This is a genomic window from Paenibacillus sp. FSL H8-0280, assembly GCF_045040665.1.
GTDB classification, from domain to species: domain Bacteria; phylum Bacillota; class Bacilli; order Paenibacillales; family Paenibacillaceae; genus Paenibacillus; species Paenibacillus xylanexedens_A.
This window is the reverse complement of the sequence record NZ_CP150296.1, coordinates 6,766,065-6,785,283: the sequence shown is the minus strand read 5'-3', so window position 1 is coordinate 6,785,283 and position 19,219 is coordinate 6,766,065. Positions and strand designations below refer to the sequence as shown.

Here is a 19,219-nt window from a genome sequence, read left to right as displayed (position 1 = left end):
GGGTAAAAGCTTTAGGCCAAAATGCCTTTGGCCCGAGCTTCCTTTATCCAACCTGGAAATTCAGTAAGGAGACGATCGTACAATTCTTCATCGCTGATCTTGGAAATGTCGTCGAGAGCAAAAAAGTCAGCATTATCGATGAAACGTCCAGTCATGTCATCGAGTTTCTCAAGAACACCGTAATTGGCTTGGCCTAGGCCAACAAATTGCCAGAACAGGTTTTTGGTTGAGCTTTCGGTAATAAGCCGCATGATTTTCCCTTTTTGACTGACTCCACCATCGCTAAAAAAGATAATATACGTTGGAATCTTCACATCGGGTTCCTCGATCGTATATTTGCGAATGACATCCTGCATCACAGGAGGTTCGTTATTGGTACCGCCTTTGCTTCCCAGCGTATATGTGCGTTCAATATAATTCTCGAAATCCCTGGCGGTGACGCTAGGTGCACGCAAGAAGTCTTTGGCGAAGAACCAGACGTCCAGCTCTCCGTTATCATCAAATGCTGATGCAATCGCCAGGATACGCTCGAAGGCTTCTTGCACGATGCCTTTACGATACAAATGGTACATGGAGCCAGATGCATCAAATACAACGGCAACACGTGCCTGTATAGGTTCGATCTTTTTCTTTTGCAGAGAGAGGGTTACTTTACGCTTGAGGAGATCGATCTTGGTCAGGTTAAGCGGCGCATGATTCGTGTTTAGTGCAGCATCAGGTACCAAGACTTCTGGAGAGGCGGCTGCCACTTCAGCTTGTGCCGTGAGAAGAACTTGTTCGGCTTCCGAGGTGTCGTTACTCTCAATTTCAACACCGAATGACTCTGCCAGCGGCTGCAATCCACCAAAGAAACCTCGTCCAATCGCACGAACTTTGAACCCGTCACGATACTTATAGATTTCAATGAGAATAAGTGCTGTTTCCGCAGTGACCTGGGTGATCTCATAGGTGATCTGCTGGGAACCAGCTTGTACAATCGCCTGACATGCCTGAACATCGGCGAAAGTCCCTCCGGCATCCAGAGTAGCCGTAAACACACATTTTTCCACAGGAGCCTGCCGTAATTTATTCGTATCCAGTACAAAAGAGGATTTTAGTTCCTCTGCCTGTTGCAGAAGTACACTTTGATAGGGATCGGCCTTCTGATTATAAAATACAAAATAGTCGTCAGATGGGACCTTTCCCTCTTCGTTCACCATAAAGCAGCTAACATCCAAGGGAGAAGGAGATGATGTACATTGAATGGTTACCTGAAGTTGGGTGGATTCGTTGATACTGATATTCTGGCCTGTGTTTAAGTGGAAGAACGAATCTGTCATAATCGGATGCGCCTCTCTTCTCCAATATAATGGTTGAAAATGTACAGTAACAAGATCGATTCTGAGACAAATGTTTCCATAAGTCAATCTTTTCACCGTTGATCCTACGCCTCATCAGACTCGTACTTTTCCCGATGCTCCTTCTTCATTTTCACATAGTCTGGATCCGTCTTCGCAATCTCCCATTGCGCTTTGAATATAGCCGCGGCTTCTGCCTTCACCTCATCATTCTGATAGGGCAAGATTGAGCCATCCTCCTTCGAATATTTGCGTCCTCCTTTGTGATTTGTATACCGTCTGGCCCGTGTATAACCCATCTGGAGAAATTTGCGAGCCATATCCATACCCACGAAATCCCCCTTTTTTTTATACTCCAAAAATAGCTCATAGATTTTCTCCGATGACTCTGTCGCAATCTCGGGTGTTTTGAAGCGCCAGTGTGGTAGAATCTCGCCTTTGTAGGGCTCAACCATGAGAACACCCTGCTCACCCCGGCCTACGGTGTACAGCTCAGGATGTTTGCGCAGATCCAACTCATCATAATTGAGACTGTAGTCAAATTTTTTCATGTATACACCCTCCTTGATAGGGATTACCCCGATTCTGAACCAACAAGCACGGTTAATGGGGAACAACAGAACGAATTACACAGGAGGGGTAGCGGTATGGGAATGTCCGGCAGATATCTTGTGGTAACTAAGGAGCTAGTTGAATCCATCAAGTCAGGTGAGGTTAGTGTGCATGATTGTGCAGTGGATCTGGATATTGATAAAACATGGCAAATGCTGCAGTTCACGCTGAACGGTAACCTGGTACAGGGGGAACCACCTCTCGGTTACGTGGTGCCTCTCGCAGGTGAGCAATACGTGGGAAACTATTCGGACATGGATCTATTTTTGCTTAGTAACGAGCAGGTGCTGGAAGCCTACATGGCATTGGAGCAGCTCACACCGGAGGAATTGAAGCAACGGTATAGTCTGGACCAGATGATCGCTGAAGGTGTCTATCCAGTCATGGAAGATTGGGATGCGGAAGAGACATTTCAGGAGATCGTTCAGACTGTGGATGATGTCCAGGCCTTGTTTCAGGCCACGGCTGCAAGTGGGAACGGGATCATCTTTTATGTTTTCTAAATGAGCACTAAAATTATGATGGGGATTCTATGGCCGACACTGAAGTAGGTTTGAACTAAGCCTATTCGGGTTATTGATAGACACAAGGCTCAGGCCTTGATGACATGACAATCCGGTAGAAGAGAGGGAATGCGATATGACACAGGATCAGAACGAAGAGAACAAAGCGATTCAAGAGGACGAGCCGGATCAATTCGAGACTCCCGCAACTGCGGAAGATGAAGAAACGGATGAGAAACTCGCAGAAGATCAGGAGCAAGAATAACTCCCAGCATTGCATAATGAAGCAGGATGTTTTATCGAAACATACGATATGCTGAAATATAGATAGACCAGAGGTCGGACATGTTCCGGCCTTTTGGTTTATTTTTTTGCGTATCCGTTTACAAGAATTACCTATACCTTCATAATGGAAATGAACCATATTTTTCTAAGGAGGAGTTCATATTACGAATCGGAAGTTAGTCCAATGGATGGCAGTGCCACTAGTACTTTTAATGGTTGTTCTTACAGGATGTCAGGCTGTGGGTGGAGTAGACGTTGGCAAAGCAATGGCCAATGGCGCGAGTATCAAGTCCGGTGAATCCAGACAATCCATGAATATAAACATAGAACCGGCTAAGGAATTTGCTACAGAAAAAGACCTTGAAATGATCGAACTTATTAACTCCATATCCCTGGATATTGATCAAGCCAAAATGAAAGATGCGAAGACAGCATCGATCAAAGGTACACTGAGCATGGAGGGAACAAAGTTACCTTTCCACGTGTCCATGAATGAGTCCCAATTGGTCATTGATCTGGACGGAGCCCAGAAACCGCTGTACATGTCTCTGGATACGTTCCAGGATGCACAGGCGCTTCCGATGGTAGATACGAAGGCTCTGGAGAAACAACTCGAGGAAATTTCCCCGAAACTGTTCTCTTTTGTCTTGAAGCATCTGTCCAATCCGAAGAACATCTCCGTAACACCGGTACAGGAATCCGTGAATGGCGAAGCACTTAGCCTCTCCAAGCTGCATCTGGAAGTTAGTGGTGAAGAGATGCTTGGCATGGTTAAACCGTTCCTGACGAGTATTTCGAAGGATGAGCAAGGACTGAAAGACCTGATTGGAGATCTGTACGATGTATTCTACCCTGTACTGGAAGCTGTGAATGAGGTAGAAGGTGGGGGAGACGACACGCTGAATTCGATCGTTCCTGAATCGAAAGATGAAGCCGTTGCGTCTCTGTATGCCATCATCAAAGTAGGACTGGACAGTATGCTGGTCAATTATGATCAGGAGCTGAACAACCTGTTGAATGAGACTCCTGAATTCAAAACGGTATTTGGCACAGAAACCAAACTGAAATTGGACTTTTATCTCGACAGCAAGCTGGATATTCGCAAGCAAAACTTTGAACTGAAAGTAGCGCTGCCTGCTTCTGAGGATCTGCCGGTGAACTCTGTAACGGTAAGTGGAGACAGTGAACAGTGGAATATCGGTGGCACAGTTGCAGTTGATGAAGTGGATGTATCGGGCGGCGTTATGGATCTGATGAAGGATGATATTACGCCTGGACAGATGCTGCGCAATTTTGATTCCAATTCACTGGCATATCAATTGCTGAAAGATGAAGCTGGGATCACGAGTAAAAGTGTAGTGCTCTTCCCGGATGATGAATACGCTGGGGCGATCACCGTTAAGAATACAACATTTGTTCCGCTTCGCTACGTGTCTGAAGAATTGGATGCTGAAGTGAAATGGACCAAAGGCTCGAACCAAATCTTTGTCATTGACGACATCACTGGTGATGAGATTGTCCTGACCGTAGGTTCCAAGAAGGCAACTGTTGCTGGTAAAGAAGTAACCATGGTGGAATCCGCCTATGTTGGCAAGGACGGCAAGACGTATGTGCCGCTGCGCTTTGTGGCTGAATCCCTTGGAGCTACTGTAGATAAAGAACAAGAAACAGGCTGGATTTACATTGACCGTCCTTAAGTGAGACGTTATAAGTAAGCCTTAGTAAGAGAGGGGATTTCAGAATGCCAGATTTCTCGTAATGATCGTGGAAAGAACACCGCAAAAATTCCGTTTGACCATGAACGGGATACGTGTGTCCTTTTGACCCATTACGAGGAGCTTCGGCGTTTCTGAAATGATGAAACGGATCGGGGAGTGCCTCTATTGGAGGTGCTCCTCTTTGTCGTGTCATCCTAAATAAATCCCCAGAGGTGTTGTATATGAAAAGTCAATTATTCATCCATTCAAACTCCGTTACGTTGCGTCCATTCACGCTTGAAGATCAGGCTGCCGTGTATGCATTAACCCAACAACCTGAAATTATAGATATCCTGCCAGATTGGAAGATGACTGAGGAGCAGTTGCGCGAATTTTTAGGATTTGTCGTTGGCAGTTACGAACAGTTCAACCCGGAAGATGTACGCATCCTGCTTGCCGTTGTACACAATAAAGATCAGCGTATCATTGGTTGGTGTGGCGTATTTCCAAATGATCTGCTGGATCGTGCTGACCGTGAAGTGGCCTACGCCATCTCCCGGGATTACCGAAATAAAGGATATATCTCAGAGGCGGTGCATGCCCTAACAGCCTATTTATTTGAGCATACCTTGCTGGATCGCATCGTGGGCATTGTGAAGCCGTTCAATCAGCCGTCACGCAAAGTTCTGGAGCATGCGGGTTTTCGTTATATCTCTCGCAGAATGCTTATGGACAAGGAGTGCTACGATTATTTTGAACTGCTCAAAGTAAAGACTGAACCAGTGCACCCGAAGCAGATACATTCTGAAATTCGCTTACGACGAGCACAGCAGGAAGATGCTGTTGTACTTACAGAGATTTGTACTCGTGCTTTTGATCATGTCATAAAAGTCTGGGCGGATAATGAGAAGGATATCGATAGTAATCTATGCCCGCCTGATTATGCGTCAGTTCGCATGCATCGTTACGTGATCCGTGAATGGGATTATTATGTTGTAGAATCAGATGGATGTGCTATCGGCGGAGTGAGTGTTAACGTGCTTGGACGAAAACATTCCAGGATCGATAAGATCTATATTGACCCCGTATGCCAGGGCCGTGGCGTGGGAACTCAAGTCATGAGGCTTATTGAGGCTGAATTTCCGCAGATTGAAACCTGGAAGCTGGAGACCTCAGGTCGGCAGCAGGATAATCATCATTTTTACGAAAAAATGGGATATGTTCGTATCTATGCATCTGAGGATGAGTTTGGATATGAGAAAAACATGTCAATTGATCCTTTTGATCCAACATGTGACGTGACATTATCCATGGACTCGGGTGAGTCAGTGGTTGAATATGTTCAAGCTAATCTGGACTCAGTCCGTTACAGCACCAGTAACCTGACCAATAGTCGGATCACTGACTGCAACCTGAGTGGGAGCAAATTTACCAATCTAAATATGACCAATATGTTGCTAGCTGATTTACGCCTAACCGACAGCAAGATTGAATTCTGTGCTTTGGATGGCGTTCAATTCCAAGACACACACCTTGGATCTGACCGTGTACCCATGCAGTGGGCGCATTGTGATCTTGGGGGAAGTCGTTTTATCAATTGCGATCTATCTGGAGTGCAGTTGGAACAGTGTCAAGTGAACGGGATGAAGATCAACGGAGTAGAAGTAGAGGAATTACTTGCAGCCTATGAGGCTATGAAGTCCTGAAAGGCGCCTCGTGCCTTCCTCTTGTCAGGTGAAGCACCATTTATTAATGAAGCCATTATTCCGATTGATGGTGCGCAGTCAGCCAAATATTGATCCCATAATCATCAAACAGCATATCAATGCGGCATAGATATATACTGAAGAACGCCCTTTTTTGCCAATGTGCGGATTGGGGCGTTCTTTTTTTGGTTTGATATTCAAGGGGGCGTATCCTGTATCATCCGCAGATTAAGTGTGCTGTAGAATCTGCGGCTTTTTGCTAAACCCGGTACTCCCGGCTATAAAGCCCATCTGGCGATAGAATTCATGTGCAGCTTCACGTTCTGGGCGATTGCCACTGTTCAGAGACAAGGAATCCACGTTATGCGTGGCGGCCCAATGCTCGGCTTCCAGAATGAGCTGACGGCCGATGCCTGAGCCCCTGAACTGGTCGTGTACAACCAATGCCAAGATACGGCAGTGTCTTCCGTTCTTTTCATACATATAGGACGTCTGTAATCCGATCAGTCCAACTACGCGGCCTCGTGCTTCAGCAACCAGTGTAGTAAAGTTTGCGTCCGCAGAGATATGGGTATAGCGCTCTTCCATCTCGGCGTACGTGGTGGGATAACCAAGTTGGTCCATCAGAATGACCATATCTTGCAGGTCGGTAGGGGAGCTATGTCTAATCGTCACATCCAGACTCATAATGTTGTATCCTCCTTGGGTCTTTCCTTCAATGAAAGTTCAATAATGGTATCCAGCAGCTCTGCAAAAGAAATGCCTGCAGCGGCTACACTTTTGGGCAGCAGACTGTTACGGGTAAGACCCGGCAGCGTGTTCACTTCAAGCACATACGGCATGCCTTCCCGAATCATCATATCCACGCGAGCGTAGACGCTACATTTGAGCACCTGATAACAGGCCAAGGCCGCAGCTTCGACGCGATGGTGAAGGTCCAAAGGCAATTGCACAACCTGCTCATCGGCCCCGTGGTCATCGTATTTGGAAGAATAATCGAAAAACTCCGCGTTCGAACGAATGGAGATCACCGGCAGCATCTTACCATCCAGAATGGCACAGGTAATCTCTTCACCTTCGATATACTGTTCAATCATGACCGTATCATCCCAGGCGAGGGCAGCCTCTACAGCAGCGGACAGGGTGGAAGCTTCCTTCACCACTTGGGTACCGATGCTGGAACCGCCTGAATTGGGTTTGACCACCACGGGGTACGTTAATTGTTGAACAGCAATAGAGGACAGTTCCTCAATATGACTCACTCGCAGCCATTCTCCGGTAAGCACACCTGCATGCTGCATGAGTTGTTTGGACATGTCTTTATCCATGCATACACTGCTCGCAAGCACGCCACAACCTGTGTAGGGAATACCCAGGGATTCCAGTGTGCCTTGAACCGTACCGTCTTCGCCGTATTTGCCATGCAGGGCAAGCAGTGCCACATCGATCCCGGCTGACTTGTCGATTAGATCGCGCTTGCTATTCAGCTCAATGGGCACAACCTCGTATTTGTCTCTATTGAGATTCGCAATCATCTCCTGTCCGGTGAGCAGTGAAATATCCCGCTCTGAAGATGTACCGCCCATAATCACGCCAACTTTCATGTGAAATCCTCCTTATCTCATTTGAGCTGCTGTCTCGCCAATGATGCGAATGCCTTTACGTATATTCTCATCGCTGACTCTGGAGAAACCCAGACGCATTGTGTTTACACCCTGACCGGGTTCCAGATAAAAAGTATCCCCTGGTGTGAACGTCACACCTTTTACTTTACAGGCCGCCAGCAGTTCACGGGTTCTGTATTCGGACGGGAACTGCACGAACAGATGCAGACCACCCGCACCGGAAATCCGGCACATTGGCAGATGCTGCTTCAGGCAACGCACAACCAATTCGTATTTTCGCTTATACTCCGTGCGGGCTCGCTTCAAATATTTCTCGAAATTACCGTTGCTCAGATATTGATACAATAACGATTGGTCCAGCGTGGAGGTATGGATGCTGCGTGCCCGTTTCATACTCTCCAGATAATCAATCAGCGCCGCATCCGCAATAATCCAACCCACCCGCAGACCTGGGAACAGGACTTTGGAGAAGCTGCCCAGATACACCAGTCCATTGCCTTTCCCCATGCTGGCGATCAGGGGAGATACGTGGGAACCGGAATAGCGTAATTCTTCATTGAATCCGTCCTCAATGATGGGTACCTCATACTTGTTCATCAACCGGATGATCTCTACCCGTTTTGCAGGAGACGTCACAATCCCGGTTGGATTGTGATAGGAGGGCACAAGATACGCCAGATCATATGGACTTGCCTCAAGTTCATGTTCCAGTTGCTTCAAGTCCAAGCCATCTGGCTCCATGTTCACACCGGTCAGGTGGAACTGGTGTAATTTTAGGTTTTTGATCGCCGTGTGGTGCGTTGGATTCTCACAGAGCGCTTTTCCGCTTTTTTTGCGCAACGCTCCAAGCACCAGATCGAAACCTTCCGTGAATCCGTTGGTGATTAGAATGTCCTTGCCACGGAGGTCGACCCCTTTGTTTTCCATATAACGTAGTAAATAGTTCATCAGCGGTCTGTATCCTTGCGCATATCCGTAATTCAGCAGTACTTCGCCTTCAAGTGACATGCGATCTAGAAAAGCCCGTTTCACGTTGTGCAGATCAAACAGCTTTTCATCCGGTGCTATGCTGGTAAACGATATTTCGCCGCGCTCTGCTCCGGAGCCATGCTTCATCAGATCGTACTGCTCTGCCTGAATGGCATACTCGCTTACCTCTGTCGTCCAGTCCAGTTTCCAGCTTGCTGCTGCCTCAGGTGTTTCGATGGAGGCACTGACGTAATTGCCCTTGCCTTTGACTGCATAGATCAGACCTTCATCTTCAAGCTCGGCATAAGCGAGCAGGACCGTGCTGCGACTAACCTTCATGAGTGTACTGAGTTCACGGGTCGAGGGCAGCTTTTGTTTGGCTTGCAGGCCGCCTTTGAGCATCAATCGCTTCATATAATCTTTGACTTGTATATATACAGGGCGGTCCTCCGTCAATTGCAGATCGGAATACATCCCATCACTCCCTCTACTGGTATCTTGCCATATTATAAACCCCACAGAAAGAACCACGATACCTCTGTTTCCCTGAGCGTGTGGTTGGTTGTTCGCACAAACGCAAAAAAGCCCTGGCAGTATGCCGGGGCCTGGTGGTGAAACTTGATCCATTTTCTATAGTACTGCTGCTATAATTTCTACAGTTGTATTGCATGACTAGTCTCTCTAGGATCGATAGCTATCTGACCTTCTACGTGTGTCTATTAACTTCAGTACGACTATAATTGCAGGCTTTCTAGGTGATACTTAAAATCTACAGTGAATCATGAATCTAGGTCTTTCTAGGTTTGCTTGCTGCAAGGGTCGATTAGATGATGAATCTACAATCTATAAACTAGGTTCTTGCTAACTGTACTCTTGTCGTGATCACGTAACAGAATTCAGCATGAAAAAGAGTTTCAATCATAGGGTACAATAGACGGAGGTAGATATAAAGACGTATGTCTCAGTGCCCAATTTCTTCCTCATACCCCTATAGTACCACTTTGAATCAGGGAAGTTAACCTTTTTTTTGAAATATTTGTCGTAATAGCGAAAATTGCGTGAATTGTACTTCATATAGATTGAAATGGTGTCCCTTTATAATATGTGATAGGATGTAAACCTATAGATAATGAGGAAGTGAGCCTATTGATTAATATTACCGTGCCAACACCGGATGTAACCATCACAAAGCAGGTTGATCCACAGCTTAGCCACATTTATGGATTTACTGATTTTCACCTGATTACCCGGGAACTAGGCGGGATTTTCATGTTTTACAATGCCGCTGGAGAATTGTTATTTGTCGGGAAAGCACGAAAATTAAGACCACGTATCAAAAAGCATTTTGAAGACACTGTATCACCAATCAAGAATCACCGCGAGGAAGTAACGAAGATTGAAGTATGCGTGATTGAAGATCCAGTAGATCGTGAAATTTACGAGACCTATATCATCAACACGATGCGTGCGAAATACAATGTAGATAAAGTCTTGTACAAATAAGACGTTTAAAAAGCACATGAATATGCAATGTGTGGGACATATGTCCTAAGTGTTGCGCCAGTGGGTAAGGATGCAATCGAAGGATTACATCCGATTCCTTCTGGTGCCATCCCGATATTTTCGAGGGAGTAGCTTGTAGAATTGAAACGTAGTACGCCCAAGCTTAGTATCACAGATATACCAAATACATATGAAGAGGTGATTGTGTTGATCGGTCGTAGCGGTAACCCTACACTTAAAGACAGCACGTTTGAAAACAGAGGATATGGAGAAGATCGGTATCAGAATTACATGACGATCAACGGCACGGTGAACAAAGCGTTTATTACGCTGGTTATTCTGCTGGGTAGTGCATTTGCAACCTGGATGATGTTCTTTAACGGTCAACAAGTGATGCCGCTTGCTTATGGCGGATTAATCGTTGGTTTCATTCTGGCACTTGTGATTTCGTTTAAACCTGTAGCTGCACCTTATCTGGTACCGGTCTATGCCGTGGCAGAAGGGCTATTTCTAGGCGCACTCTCTGCGACCTATGAGTCCCTGTATAACGGAATTACCTTGCAGGCGGCTCTGTTGACCATGGCTGTATTCATCGCTCTGCTGGTGGCATACAAAACCAGATTGATCAAAGCTACGGAGAACTTCAAGCTTGGGGTCGTGGCTGCAACTGGCGGTATCATGATCATGTATCTGTTGAGCTTTGTACTGGGTTTCTTCGGCATTTCGATTCCTTACCTGCATGATAACAGCTTGATCGGCATTGGTATTTCGGTCGTTATCGTCATTGTGGCTGCCCTCAATCTGGTCCTTGATTTCGACTTCATCGAGGGTGGTGCTGAACGTGGTGCGCCCAAGTATATGGAGTGGTACGGTGCATTTGGATTGATGGTTACACTGGTATGGCTGTACATTGAGATCATCCGTCTGCTTGGCAAATTGCGGAGCCGGGACTAGTCCTATTCGATACGTCAGAGACGTAAACTGAGTGTGAATATAAAGCTAAAAAGCTAACGCGTGATACTCACGTCGTTAGCTTTTTTGATTAACATTAGCCAGGGCTTGTTTGATATTAACCTCTTACAAAACTCAACTGATTCCAACTCGTTGAGGCCCAGCACCACTCTATACTAACTCTGTATACAGATCCTCCAAGGTTAAAATTTCCGGCTGGCTCGGCAGCTCTCCTCCGGCTGAACAGGCTGCAAGCATATGCTGATCATCCAAACGCTGACTATAGAAGCGATGTGCCGCAGCCTGTTTGCAATGCCAATCTTCCCGCTCATTGGGAAGGATGGCGAAGGAGTCCAGTGGTATGGACAAACCCATACCGACTGCCTTGATATAACTTTCCTTCAGCGTCCATAGACGGTAAAAGGTTTCCAGCCGACGATCGTCAGGCTCGGCAGCCAAGAACTGGCTTTCCTTAGGAGAGAAGAAACGCTCTGCAATCTGCATGTCAATTGGAGCTATTTTTTCCACATCCACGCCCAGTTCATCTGGACTGCCAGAGATCAGCGCAATCCAATCACCAGAATGGGAGACGTTGAATTGTACATCCGAATGGTGAATGAGCGAAGGTTTGCCGTAGGAATTACGGGTAAAAGAAAGCTCAGCAGGTCTCAGTCCAGTTAACTTGCTCAAAGTCACACGAGTCAATATCTCTCCCAGCACGGAGCGATACGCGTCAGCCTGACGCAGAAAACGCGAAGCCTGAGCACGTCGCTCGGCAGAAACTTGCGACAAAAAGTGGTTCCAGTACGCCTCGGGCAATACTTCTGGAACTTGGAGTACACGAATAGTTATCATCATTTATCACCTGAGTACGTATTCGGCGTGGACTAATAACTTTCCTTTATATGGAACGTCCCCTCAACTCATCCTCCCAAATCATCACTATACAGATACCCCTAACAAGCAAGCCGATTGTCTCGCTTTTCATGTTAAGGCCTCAGGTTATGCATCTTTATCTTCATGCTTCTTGGGCTTGTTTCCATTCCGTATGTGCAGCCTGCACTCGATCCCACATATCTTGGCATTCCAGTTCGCTGTAATTCACCAAGGGTTCATGGAATAGTTCAGTTAACACGTTACGCCACTCGGTATAATTCTGGATCTCCGTTTTCCGGATTCCTTCGATATCATGTGTTCGAAGCATACATCCACGTAGTTCATGACTGCGGTTCTCATCCCGCTGACGAAGCAAAAATACGTTATGCCAAGGTGATTCGGCCGCCTGGCTGTAGAATTCATGTTTGGGAATGAACTCCGCCAGATCGTGGACTACCTCGGGAGCATAGTCGACTCCTTCACTTGGCCCATTCGGCTCGTACTCAAGCCGCCATCCCCCAGCAGCAACAGATGATGGCATCAATTGGTACGTGAACGGAGCTGAACCATAGATTCCATAATGAAGTGGTAGAGGTTCAAAGGGCATTCCGCCGAGACCTACATCTACAATCCAGCGCTCAACTGTCGGGTCAGCATCCGCCAGAAGCACAGATAGACCGAGATGGAATGAGTTCACACGGGGTTGTTCCCCATGAGGCTGTACTCCGCCGCGATGCCAATCAACCGTATAACCTAGCGAGCGGAGAAGAACACTAAATGCACCATTTAGATGAAAGCAGTAGCCGCTGCGTCCCTGTAATATAAGCTGAATTGAATCTTGAAGACCGATTTCCACAGGACGACCTGCATAAATATCGACCGTTTGCCAGGATAAATATTGCACATGTGCTCGCTGGAGTTCAAATAAGAATTCCAGTGTAGGTTCCTTTATATCATCTATGCCGATCCGTTTCAGATAGGCCTGTATTTCAGCTGTATTCAATAGTTCAATCATTCAGATCACCTCACGTTATATAGTGGGCTGCAGCCCTGAGTTCATTGTAAAAGTGAACGGATGAAAACAACATCATCAGTTGAGCAGATTGTAACGGTACAATTAATAGGGGGCTCTAAAAATCAATCCAAGAGATAATCATTGTTACGAAGGTATTGAAATACAATATATGGATGAGCTATTTCTTTTTCCGGGGTATGCTAACCCTTTGGAGTGGATATAGGTTAGAATATAGATAGATAGCAGGATTAGGAGATGGAAAAATGGCTAATGAAGAAGTGATTTTGACACAGGAAGGCTTGGAAAAGCTGGAGGACGAACTGAGGGAATTGAAGACAGTGAAGCGTAAGGAACTGGCTGAGCGTCTGAAACTCGCGATCAGTTACGGTGACCTGAAGGAAAATAGTGAGTATCATTCAGCCAAAGATGATCAGGCTTTTATGGAGACCCGGATTCTGATCGTGGAGAAGATGCTGAAAAACGCCAAAGTCATCACATCCGAGAACATGGATGCTACCAAAGTGGGTGTAGGTTCCACTGTATTGCTCAATGATATCGAATTCGCTGAGAAGATTGAATATAAAGTGGTTGGTCCTGCTGAGGCTGATGTTGCGGATAATAAAATTTCGTACGAGAGCCCGCTGGGCAAGGAGATAATGGGCAAAGAAGTGGGCAGCGTCATTCATGTCAATGCTCCGATGGGCGTTATCAAGTACGAGTTACTTCAAATTAAAGTGTAATTTAAAAAGAGAGGTGCTCCGCAGTCATCCAAGTGGCTGAGGGGACACCTCTTTTTGATTCTATTGGGCTTTGAACGGTTGGGAATACGGATTTGTTGAAATTTCATACGGTTGGACTAACGGACTTTATCACATACTGTGTTTAAGGAACTTATGAGATGAAGATTTCCGTGTGTTTTATATGTAAAAAAATAACATTTCGACAAATTTCGAATTTCGAATGACCTGACAAGGTGAGTAGTATATAATTACGGGAAAACTTTAAAGTGATGGAGTAGATACGATGAATTTTAGTAAGCCTAATCTAGATCAAGACAACGCTGGCAAAGGAGAACGGTTCTCCCAAGCTGGATTTATCCTGGCGGCCATTGGTAGTTCGGTCGGTCTGGGCAACATGTGGAAATTCCCGTACATTACGGGTGAAAACGGAGGGGCTGCGTTTTTCCTGCTCTTCATCGTCTGTTTGCTGCTCATCGGTTTGCCAGTGCTCCTGGCTGAACTCGCGATTGGGCGCAGTGGCAGAGGTAGTGCAGCTACGGCTTTTATCAAAGCAGGTGGACATAAGGGGTGGCTCGCAGCCGGATTGCTGCAAGTATTGACGCCGTTTATCATCCTGTCCTTTTATGTCATTATTGCAGGCTGGACCTTGCAATATGCAATTACGTCATTCAGTGGAACATTGTTCAACAATCCGGATTATGCCGGACAGTTCAATTCCTTCATAAGTGGCTATATGCCGATTGTATGGCAACTGGTTTCAGTTCTGATCACAGGCTGGATTGTTGCCAAAGGGGTATCTAACGGAATCGAGAAGTTCAACAAGGTACTGATTCCAGCGATGTTGGTACTGCTCATTATCCTGATGATTCGTGCAGTTACATTGCCGGGTGCAGGAGCTGGGGTTTCCTTCTTCCTGAATCCGGACTTCTCGCAGCTTACAACGGAATCCGCACTGGTGGCGCTTGGACATGCCTTCTTCTCCCTGTCACTAGGGATGGGTATTCTTGTAACCTACGGTTCGTATGTGGATAAAAATCAATCCCTCGGTGCGGCAACCGTCGCCGTTGGTGCAGGTGACCTGATCTATGCATTCATTGCGGGTCTGATCATCTTCCCAACAACATTCTCGTTTGGTATTGCACCGGACCAAGGACCGTCACTGATCTTTGTGGCTCTTCCGGCGGCCTTCTCGGCGATGCCACTTGGCTTCTTGTTTGGCGGACTGTTCTTCATCCTGCTGGCTATTGCGGCATTGACGTCAGCAGTATCCTTGCTGGAAGTTCCGGTGAAATATTTCATGGAACGTTTGTCCTGGAGCCGCAGTCGTGCGGTATGGGTTATCTCGCTAGCGGTCTTTATCGTGGGACTTCCTTCGGTATTGTCGCTCGGCTTGCAGCCTGAATGGACGATTGGATCGAAGAGTGTGTTCGACTGGATGGACTTTGTAGCATCCAACATCCTGCTGCCTGTAGGTGGACTGCTTGTGACGATTTTTGCCGGATACTTCTGGAAAACGGCTGCGGAAGCTTCCGGCCTGCGTTCCGGATGGTTCCGGGTGTGGCTGTTCATGCTGCGTTACGTAGCTCCGATCCTGGTTCTGCTGGTTCTACTGCACACATCCGGTATCATTCACTTCTAATGATGAAGACCCGATAGGGTGAAATATGGTCTGTTGTGCAGATTTACCATGGATAAAACCTCTTGGAAGAAATGCAAAAGCCCTTGTTTTCCCTCGACAATTTTGGGACAATACGGAGTAGAGGTTTTTTGGGTAGGACCGATAAGCCATATGCTTTTTTGCGAAAAGAGGATTATACAATGAACAAATCATCCATATATGGATTAACATTAGAGCAATTACGTTCCTGGCTACCGGAGCATGGGCAGAAAAAATCCCGTGCATCCCGGATCTGGGAATGGTTATATCAGGAGCGTGTACACGATTTCCCCGCGATGTCCGATGTCCGTCAGGAATGTCTGGACGTTCTCTCCGAGCATTTCACAATGAACTCGCTGAGCGAACATGTGAAGCAGGAATCGGCAGATGGTACCGTGAAGTTTCTGCTTCGAATGCAGGACGGCAACCTGATTGAAACGGTATTGATGCGGCAAAAATACGGACTTACCGTCTGTGTGACCACACAAGTGGGCTGTAATATTGGCTGTAGCTTCTGTGCGAGCGGTCTGATCAAGAAGAGCCGTGACCTGACCGCCGGAGAGATTGTAGAACAGATTATGCATGTGCAGCGGCATCTGGATGCAGCCGGTCAAGACGAGCGGGTAACCAACGTGGTTGTGATGGGGATTGGCGAACCATTCGACAACTTCCAGCACATGAGTGATTTTATCGAAGTCATTAAGGATCGCAAAGGACTGGCACTTGCCGCCAAACGGATTACTGTTTCCACGAGCGGCCTTCCGGACAAGATCAAGGAATTTGCAGACAGTAGTCTGCAGGTTAACCTGGCGATCTCTCTGCATGCACCTAATAATGAACTACGTACACACATCATGAAGATCAACCGGGCTTTCCCGATTGAGCAGTTGATGGATGCGGTGGATTATTATCTGGCTAAAACCAACAAACGCATCATGTTTGAGTACATCCTGCTACGTGATGTTAACGATCAACGTGAGCATGCCGCGGAGTTGGCTGAACTATTGTCCAGTCGCAGAAGTATGGTCAGTGTGAATCTGATCCCATACAACCCGGTGGATGAGCACAGTCAGTATCAACGGAGTACAGAAGAATCGATTCTGGGCTTCTATGATACGCTCAAAAAGAACAACATCAACTCCACTGTACGTATGGAACATGGTACGGATATCGATGCTGCTTGCGGACAGTTGCGCAGTAAACAAATGAAGAACAACGCTGCCGAATCCGAGCCAGACCGTCTGGCACTGGGATAAGATACAACGCGGAGCTGGCAGGTAAGTTAGGATACTTGGTTTCTCTTATCGGTGCCTGTAAGTGCCATCTACCGTTGTTGAGTTCGCGAATGCGTTGCCTTAATGCAAAACGCCTCTGTAATCACTGAGAAGTGATAACGGAGGCGTTTTTTGGAATGTCATGATTTCAGTTTTTTGGTCATCAGCAGATGGGGAATGCCGTCTTCCATAAATACTTCCGAAGCGGGTGCATATCCGAGACGTTCGTAGAACCCGGAAGCTTGTACCTGGGCGTGCAGCTTGGCTTTCTCAAGACCATCAGCAACAGCCATCTGCTCCAGCTTGTCGATCAGCACACGGCCCAGACCGTGTTTGCGGTAATCAAGCATGACACAGATCCGTTCCAATTTGGCGACCTGTTCCACAATGCGCAGTCTGGAGGAAGCAGCAGGTACACCGTCTACGTAGAGCAGAATGTGGCGTGCCTCCGCGTCTAATGTATCATAAGCATCGAATTCATCCGCTGCGGGCACGCCTTGTTCTTCGACGAAAATAGCAGTACGAATGGCGAAGCAGGCATCGAGCAATTCCTGATTAGTAACTTCAACAATCGTTGTATTCATGAATGTTTCTCCTTTGGACGATAGTAATCATATCCGGGCATGATAAACTGGTATATAGCATAATCATTGCAGCCGTTCCATGTGAGTATCATGGTTAAAATTTAATCCAATTTAACTGTAGTTATATCACTATTTATGTTGTGAATGCAACAATTTTATAAAAGGGCGTGAGCGCATTGACTGATAAAAAAGAAGTGTTGCGTGAAATTGGCATGATTGCCCGCTGTCTGGATTCGATCAGCAATGTCGAATTTCAACATCTGAACTTGTCCCGAGGCCAATATCTGTATCTTTATCGCATATGTGAGAATCCGGGCATTATTCCCAACCAGCTGGCTGAACTGATCAAAGTAGATCGAACGACAGCGGCCAGAGCGATTAGCAGACTCGAATCCGATGGATTTATTGTCAAACAGTCGGCAATAGACAATAAGAAGAACAAGTTGTTATATCCGACAGAAGCTGGTCTGAAAGCATGGGAATTCATTCGTAAAGAGGGCGAGCATTCCGACCAGGTGACGCTGGACGGCTTTACGGATGAAGAGATAGAGACAACGGTTAAGCTTCTCCGCCGAATGCGCCACAACATCGAGGTAGACTGGAAATTTGTCAAAAAGGGTGGACGGCGACCCTACATGGATATCTCAGAATGAACAATACCTCTATCCTTGACCCCTACAGCCCAGACCCTAGCCGAACCGATCTCAAGGAGCAGAGTCATTACCTCACAATAGCAAAAGTACAGGAGGGAATCATGAAGAGAATGAACCGGAAAACAGTAACGTGGTTGGTCATATTGGTGGTCAGTATTGCAGCAGCGTTCATTATTTTCATGAAGGAGCGGTTCGTGATGAATGAATTATCCCCTACAGTATCCTTTGTCCAAGATTATATGACCAATCCCAATGGTTTACTTGCGTCCTATTTGCAGGATGCCACATCCGAAAAAGCGGATATCGTAGCAGGCAGAGAGGTTTTATCTGAATCACTTGGTCTTTGGATGCAATATGCTGTAGCCAAGAACGATCAGGCGTTATTTGAGCAAAGCTATGAGCTGCTGACGACCTATTTCCTCATGCCACAAAAATATATTGCCTGGAAGCTGGATGCTGAGGGGAAATCTCACGTGACCACCAACGCGCTCGGTGATGATTTCCGAATTGTCGGTGCCTTATTAAAGGCAGCAGATCAATGGCAACAGGGAAGAGAAGCCAAACTGGCAACGGCCTCGGATATTTCCCGTACACTGACGCAGTCGGTTCAGAATAAAGGATATTATGTTGATTTTCACGATTTTGGCAATGGTTACTCCGCGGATATGTTAAGCCTGGTTTATGTGGATCTACCGTCTCTCCAATTAATGGAGAAGCATGAAATGCTGGAGCCGGGCACATATGCCAAGTACGAATCCATGTTGAAGAGTATGCCGGATGACGGGATATTTTATCCGAAAACATTCAATGTGGGGACGAAAGAGTATACATATGATGACACAGTGAATCTGATTGATCAGCTGATCGTAGCGAACCATCTAACTGCGACCAGCCGCAAACCGGACAAGCTCATTGCTTTTTTGAAAAAAGAATTCAATACACGTCATCAGCTGCCGGGACAATATAAGCGTAGTACTCGCACACCTGCGGTATCTTACCAATCTCCATCCGTATATGGACTCGCGATACTGCTTGCGGTTCAATCAGGTGATCCAAAATGGGCGAAACAGCTGTATAAGCATATGATCAGCATGCGTAGTCTGGATGCCAGTTATCCAGGCGGATATGTATTTAGTGGAAACACACATATGTTTGATAACCTGTTTCCTTTGCTTGGGGAGACTGAATTACAAAAGTTACTTAAAAAGTAATAAAAATGTCGTTTAATATAT

Annotated in this window: 19 protein-coding genes; 11 read left to right on the top strand and 8 right to left on the bottom strand. The window is 46.4% G+C overall.

The features are described 5' to 3' along the window. Window positions 1-11 precede the first annotated feature (11 nt). Both MHI12_RS29540 and MHI12_RS29535 read right to left on the bottom strand, forming a co-directional pair. The gene (locus tag MHI12_RS29540; RefSeq protein ID WP_405171075.1) at window positions 12-1,319 is read right to left on the bottom strand and encodes a VWA domain-containing protein; all 1,308 of its coding nucleotides are present in this window, start codon (window positions 1,317-1,319) and stop codon (window positions 12-14) included. Between the two features lie 104 nt (window positions 1,320-1,423). Further along, the gene (locus MHI12_RS29535) at window positions 1,424-1,888 is read right to left on the bottom strand and encodes a DUF4385 domain-containing protein (protein WP_405171074.1); all 465 of its coding nucleotides are present in this window, start codon (window positions 1,886-1,888) and stop codon (window positions 1,424-1,426) included. 96 nt (window positions 1,889-1,984) lie between these two features. Between MHI12_RS29535 and MHI12_RS29530 the strand changes: the two genes are divergently transcribed. The 4 genes from MHI12_RS29530 (at window position 1,985) to MHI12_RS29515 (ending at window position 6,140) form a co-directional block, all read left to right on the top strand. After that, window positions 1,985-2,452 (top strand): YfbM family protein, encoded by a 468-nt coding sequence (locus tag MHI12_RS29530; RefSeq protein WP_405171073.1) that lies wholly within the window; start codon window positions 1,985-1,987, stop codon window positions 2,450-2,452. A gap of 136 nt (window positions 2,453-2,588) precedes the next feature. Next, window positions 2,589-2,717 (top strand): hypothetical protein, encoded by a 129-nt coding sequence (locus MHI12_RS29525; protein WP_017691584.1) that lies wholly within the window; start codon window positions 2,589-2,591, stop codon window positions 2,715-2,717. A 208-nt stretch (window positions 2,718-2,925) separates the two neighbouring features. Next, window positions 2,926-4,434, top strand: a complete 1,509-nt coding sequence (locus tag MHI12_RS29520) for a copper amine oxidase N-terminal domain-containing protein (RefSeq protein WP_405171072.1) — start codon at window positions 2,926-2,928, stop codon at window positions 4,432-4,434. A gap of 242 nt (window positions 4,435-4,676) precedes the next feature. Next, on the top strand, window positions 4,677-6,140 hold the full coding sequence (locus MHI12_RS29515) for a GNAT family N-acetyltransferase (RefSeq protein ID WP_405171071.1): 1,464 nt from the start codon (window positions 4,677-4,679) through the stop codon (window positions 6,138-6,140). Between the two features lie 228 nt (window positions 6,141-6,368). Here MHI12_RS29515 and MHI12_RS29510 read toward each other — a convergent pair whose 3' ends face one another. Genes MHI12_RS29510 through MHI12_RS29500 form a run of 3 tightly spaced genes read right to left on the bottom strand, consistent with a single transcriptional unit; the run spans window position 6,369 to window position 9,208 of the window. After that, on the bottom strand, window positions 6,369-6,827 hold the full coding sequence (locus MHI12_RS29510) for a GNAT family N-acetyltransferase (protein WP_405171070.1): 459 nt from the start codon (window positions 6,825-6,827) through the stop codon (window positions 6,369-6,371). After that, complete coding sequence (locus tag MHI12_RS29505) at window positions 6,824-7,744, bottom strand: D-alanine--D-alanine ligase (RefSeq protein WP_405171069.1); 921 nt, start codon at window positions 7,742-7,744, stop codon at window positions 6,824-6,826. Before MHI12_RS29505 ends, MHI12_RS29510 begins: the two co-directional genes overlap by 4 nt. A 12-nt stretch (window positions 7,745-7,756) precedes the next feature. Then, entirely contained in the window at window positions 7,757-9,208 is a 1,452-nt protein-coding gene (locus tag MHI12_RS29500; protein WP_341009563.1) for a PLP-dependent aminotransferase family protein, read from the bottom strand. 672 nt (window positions 9,209-9,880) lie between these two features. On the opposite strand from MHI12_RS29500, the gene MHI12_RS29495 reads away from it, so the two are divergent. Beyond that, window positions 9,881-10,237 carry a nucleotide excision repair endonuclease gene (locus tag MHI12_RS29495; protein ID WP_278297627.1) on the top strand — a complete coding sequence of 119 codons (357 nt, stop codon included), beginning with the start codon at window positions 9,881-9,883 and terminating at the stop codon, window positions 10,235-10,237. Between the two features lie 207 nt (window positions 10,238-10,444). Next, window positions 10,445-11,191 (top strand): Bax inhibitor-1/YccA family protein, encoded by a 747-nt coding sequence (locus MHI12_RS29490; protein WP_036612268.1) that lies wholly within the window; start codon window positions 10,445-10,447, stop codon window positions 11,189-11,191. A 168-nt stretch (window positions 11,192-11,359) separates the two neighbouring features. Here the strand turns inward: MHI12_RS29490 and MHI12_RS29485 are convergent, their stop codons facing one another. After that, window positions 11,360-12,046, bottom strand: a complete 687-nt coding sequence (locus MHI12_RS29485) for a 4'-phosphopantetheinyl transferase family protein (protein ID WP_405171068.1) — start codon at window positions 12,044-12,046, stop codon at window positions 11,360-11,362. 160 nt (window positions 12,047-12,206) lie between these two features. Then, window positions 12,207-13,079: an arylamine N-acetyltransferase gene (locus MHI12_RS29480; RefSeq protein WP_405171067.1), complete on the bottom strand. Its 873-nt coding sequence runs from the start codon at window positions 13,077-13,079 to the stop codon at window positions 12,207-12,209. A gap of 263 nt (window positions 13,080-13,342) precedes the next feature. Between MHI12_RS29480 and greA the strand changes: the two genes are divergently transcribed. From greA to rlmN, 3 genes are all read left to right on the top strand, one after another. Beyond that, the gene (greA, locus tag MHI12_RS29475) at window positions 13,343-13,819 is read left to right on the top strand and encodes a transcription elongation factor GreA (protein ID WP_341009558.1); all 477 of its coding nucleotides are present in this window, start codon (window positions 13,343-13,345) and stop codon (window positions 13,817-13,819) included. A 283-nt stretch (window positions 13,820-14,102) separates the two neighbouring features. Further along, window positions 14,103-15,458, top strand: a complete 1,356-nt coding sequence (locus MHI12_RS29470) for a sodium-dependent transporter (protein ID WP_405171066.1) — start codon at window positions 14,103-14,105, stop codon at window positions 15,456-15,458. 179 nt (window positions 15,459-15,637) lie between these two features. Then, on the top strand, window positions 15,638-16,732 hold the full coding sequence (rlmN, locus tag MHI12_RS29465) for a 23S rRNA (adenine(2503)-C(2))-methyltransferase RlmN (RefSeq protein WP_340028080.1): 1,095 nt from the start codon (window positions 15,638-15,640) through the stop codon (window positions 16,730-16,732). A 158-nt stretch (window positions 16,733-16,890) separates the two neighbouring features. On the opposite strand, the gene MHI12_RS29460 is transcribed toward rlmN, so the two are convergent. Further along, a complete protein-coding gene (locus MHI12_RS29460) occupies window positions 16,891-17,334 on the bottom strand; it encodes a GNAT family N-acetyltransferase (RefSeq protein ID WP_405171065.1) in 444 nt (147 codons plus the stop codon). Window positions 17,335-17,546: 212 nt separating this feature from the next. On the opposite strand from MHI12_RS29460, the gene MHI12_RS29455 reads away from it, so the two are divergent. Together MHI12_RS29455 and MHI12_RS29450 are read left to right on the top strand one after the other, a co-directional pair. After that, entirely contained in the window at window positions 17,547-17,987 is a 441-nt protein-coding gene (locus MHI12_RS29455; protein WP_405173071.1) for a MarR family winged helix-turn-helix transcriptional regulator, read from the top strand. Between the two features lie 101 nt (window positions 17,988-18,088). After that, window positions 18,089-19,198, top strand: coding sequence for a glycosyl hydrolase family 8 (locus tag MHI12_RS29450; RefSeq protein WP_405171064.1), 1,110 nt, complete (start codon window positions 18,089-18,091; stop codon window positions 19,196-19,198). Window positions 19,199-19,219: the final 21 nt, after the last annotated feature.

Coding starts and splice junctions, on each gene's coding strand:
- MHI12_RS29535 (WP_405171074.1), bottom strand. CDS start 1,888: ATGAAAAAATTTGACTACAGTCTCAATTATGATGAGTTGGATCTGCGC.
- MHI12_RS29510 (WP_405171070.1), bottom strand. CDS start 6,827: ATGAGTCTGGATGTGACGATTAGACATAGCTCCCCTACCGACCTGCAA.
- MHI12_RS29480 (WP_405171067.1), bottom strand. CDS start 13,079: ATGATTGAACTATTGAATACAGCTGAAATACAGGCCTATCTGAAACGG.
- rlmN (WP_340028080.1), top strand. CDS start 15,638: ATGAACAAATCATCCATATATGGATTAACATTAGAGCAATTACGTTCC.
- MHI12_RS29515 (WP_405171071.1), top strand. CDS start 4,677: ATGAAAAGTCAATTATTCATCCATTCAAACTCCGTTACGTTGCGTCCA.
- MHI12_RS29540 (WP_405171075.1), bottom strand. CDS start 1,319: ATGACAGATTCGTTCTTCCACTTAAACACAGGCCAGAATATCAGTATC.
- MHI12_RS29450 (WP_405171064.1), top strand. CDS start 18,089: ATGAAGAGAATGAACCGGAAAACAGTAACGTGGTTGGTCATATTGGTG.
- MHI12_RS29530 (WP_405171073.1), top strand. CDS start 1,985: ATGGGAATGTCCGGCAGATATCTTGTGGTAACTAAGGAGCTAGTTGAA.
- MHI12_RS29500 (WP_341009563.1), bottom strand. CDS start 9,208: ATGTATTCCGATCTGCAATTGACGGAGGACCGCCCTGTATATATACAA.
- MHI12_RS29460 (WP_405171065.1), bottom strand. CDS start 17,334: ATGAATACAACGATTGTTGAAGTTACTAATCAGGAATTGCTCGATGCC.
- MHI12_RS29485 (WP_405171068.1), bottom strand. CDS start 12,046: ATGATGATAACTATTCGTGTACTCCAAGTTCCAGAAGTATTGCCCGAG.
- MHI12_RS29455 (WP_405173071.1), top strand. CDS start 17,547: ATGATTGCCCGCTGTCTGGATTCGATCAGCAATGTCGAATTTCAACAT.
- MHI12_RS29470 (WP_405171066.1), top strand. CDS start 14,103: ATGAATTTTAGTAAGCCTAATCTAGATCAAGACAACGCTGGCAAAGGA.
- MHI12_RS29505 (WP_405171069.1), bottom strand. CDS start 7,744: ATGAAAGTTGGCGTGATTATGGGCGGTACATCTTCAGAGCGGGATATT.
- greA (WP_341009558.1), top strand. CDS start 13,343: ATGGCTAATGAAGAAGTGATTTTGACACAGGAAGGCTTGGAAAAGCTG.
- MHI12_RS29525 (WP_017691584.1), top strand. CDS start 2,589: ATGACACAGGATCAGAACGAAGAGAACAAAGCGATTCAAGAGGACGAG.
- MHI12_RS29520 (WP_405171072.1), top strand. CDS start 2,926: ATGGCAGTGCCACTAGTACTTTTAATGGTTGTTCTTACAGGATGTCAG.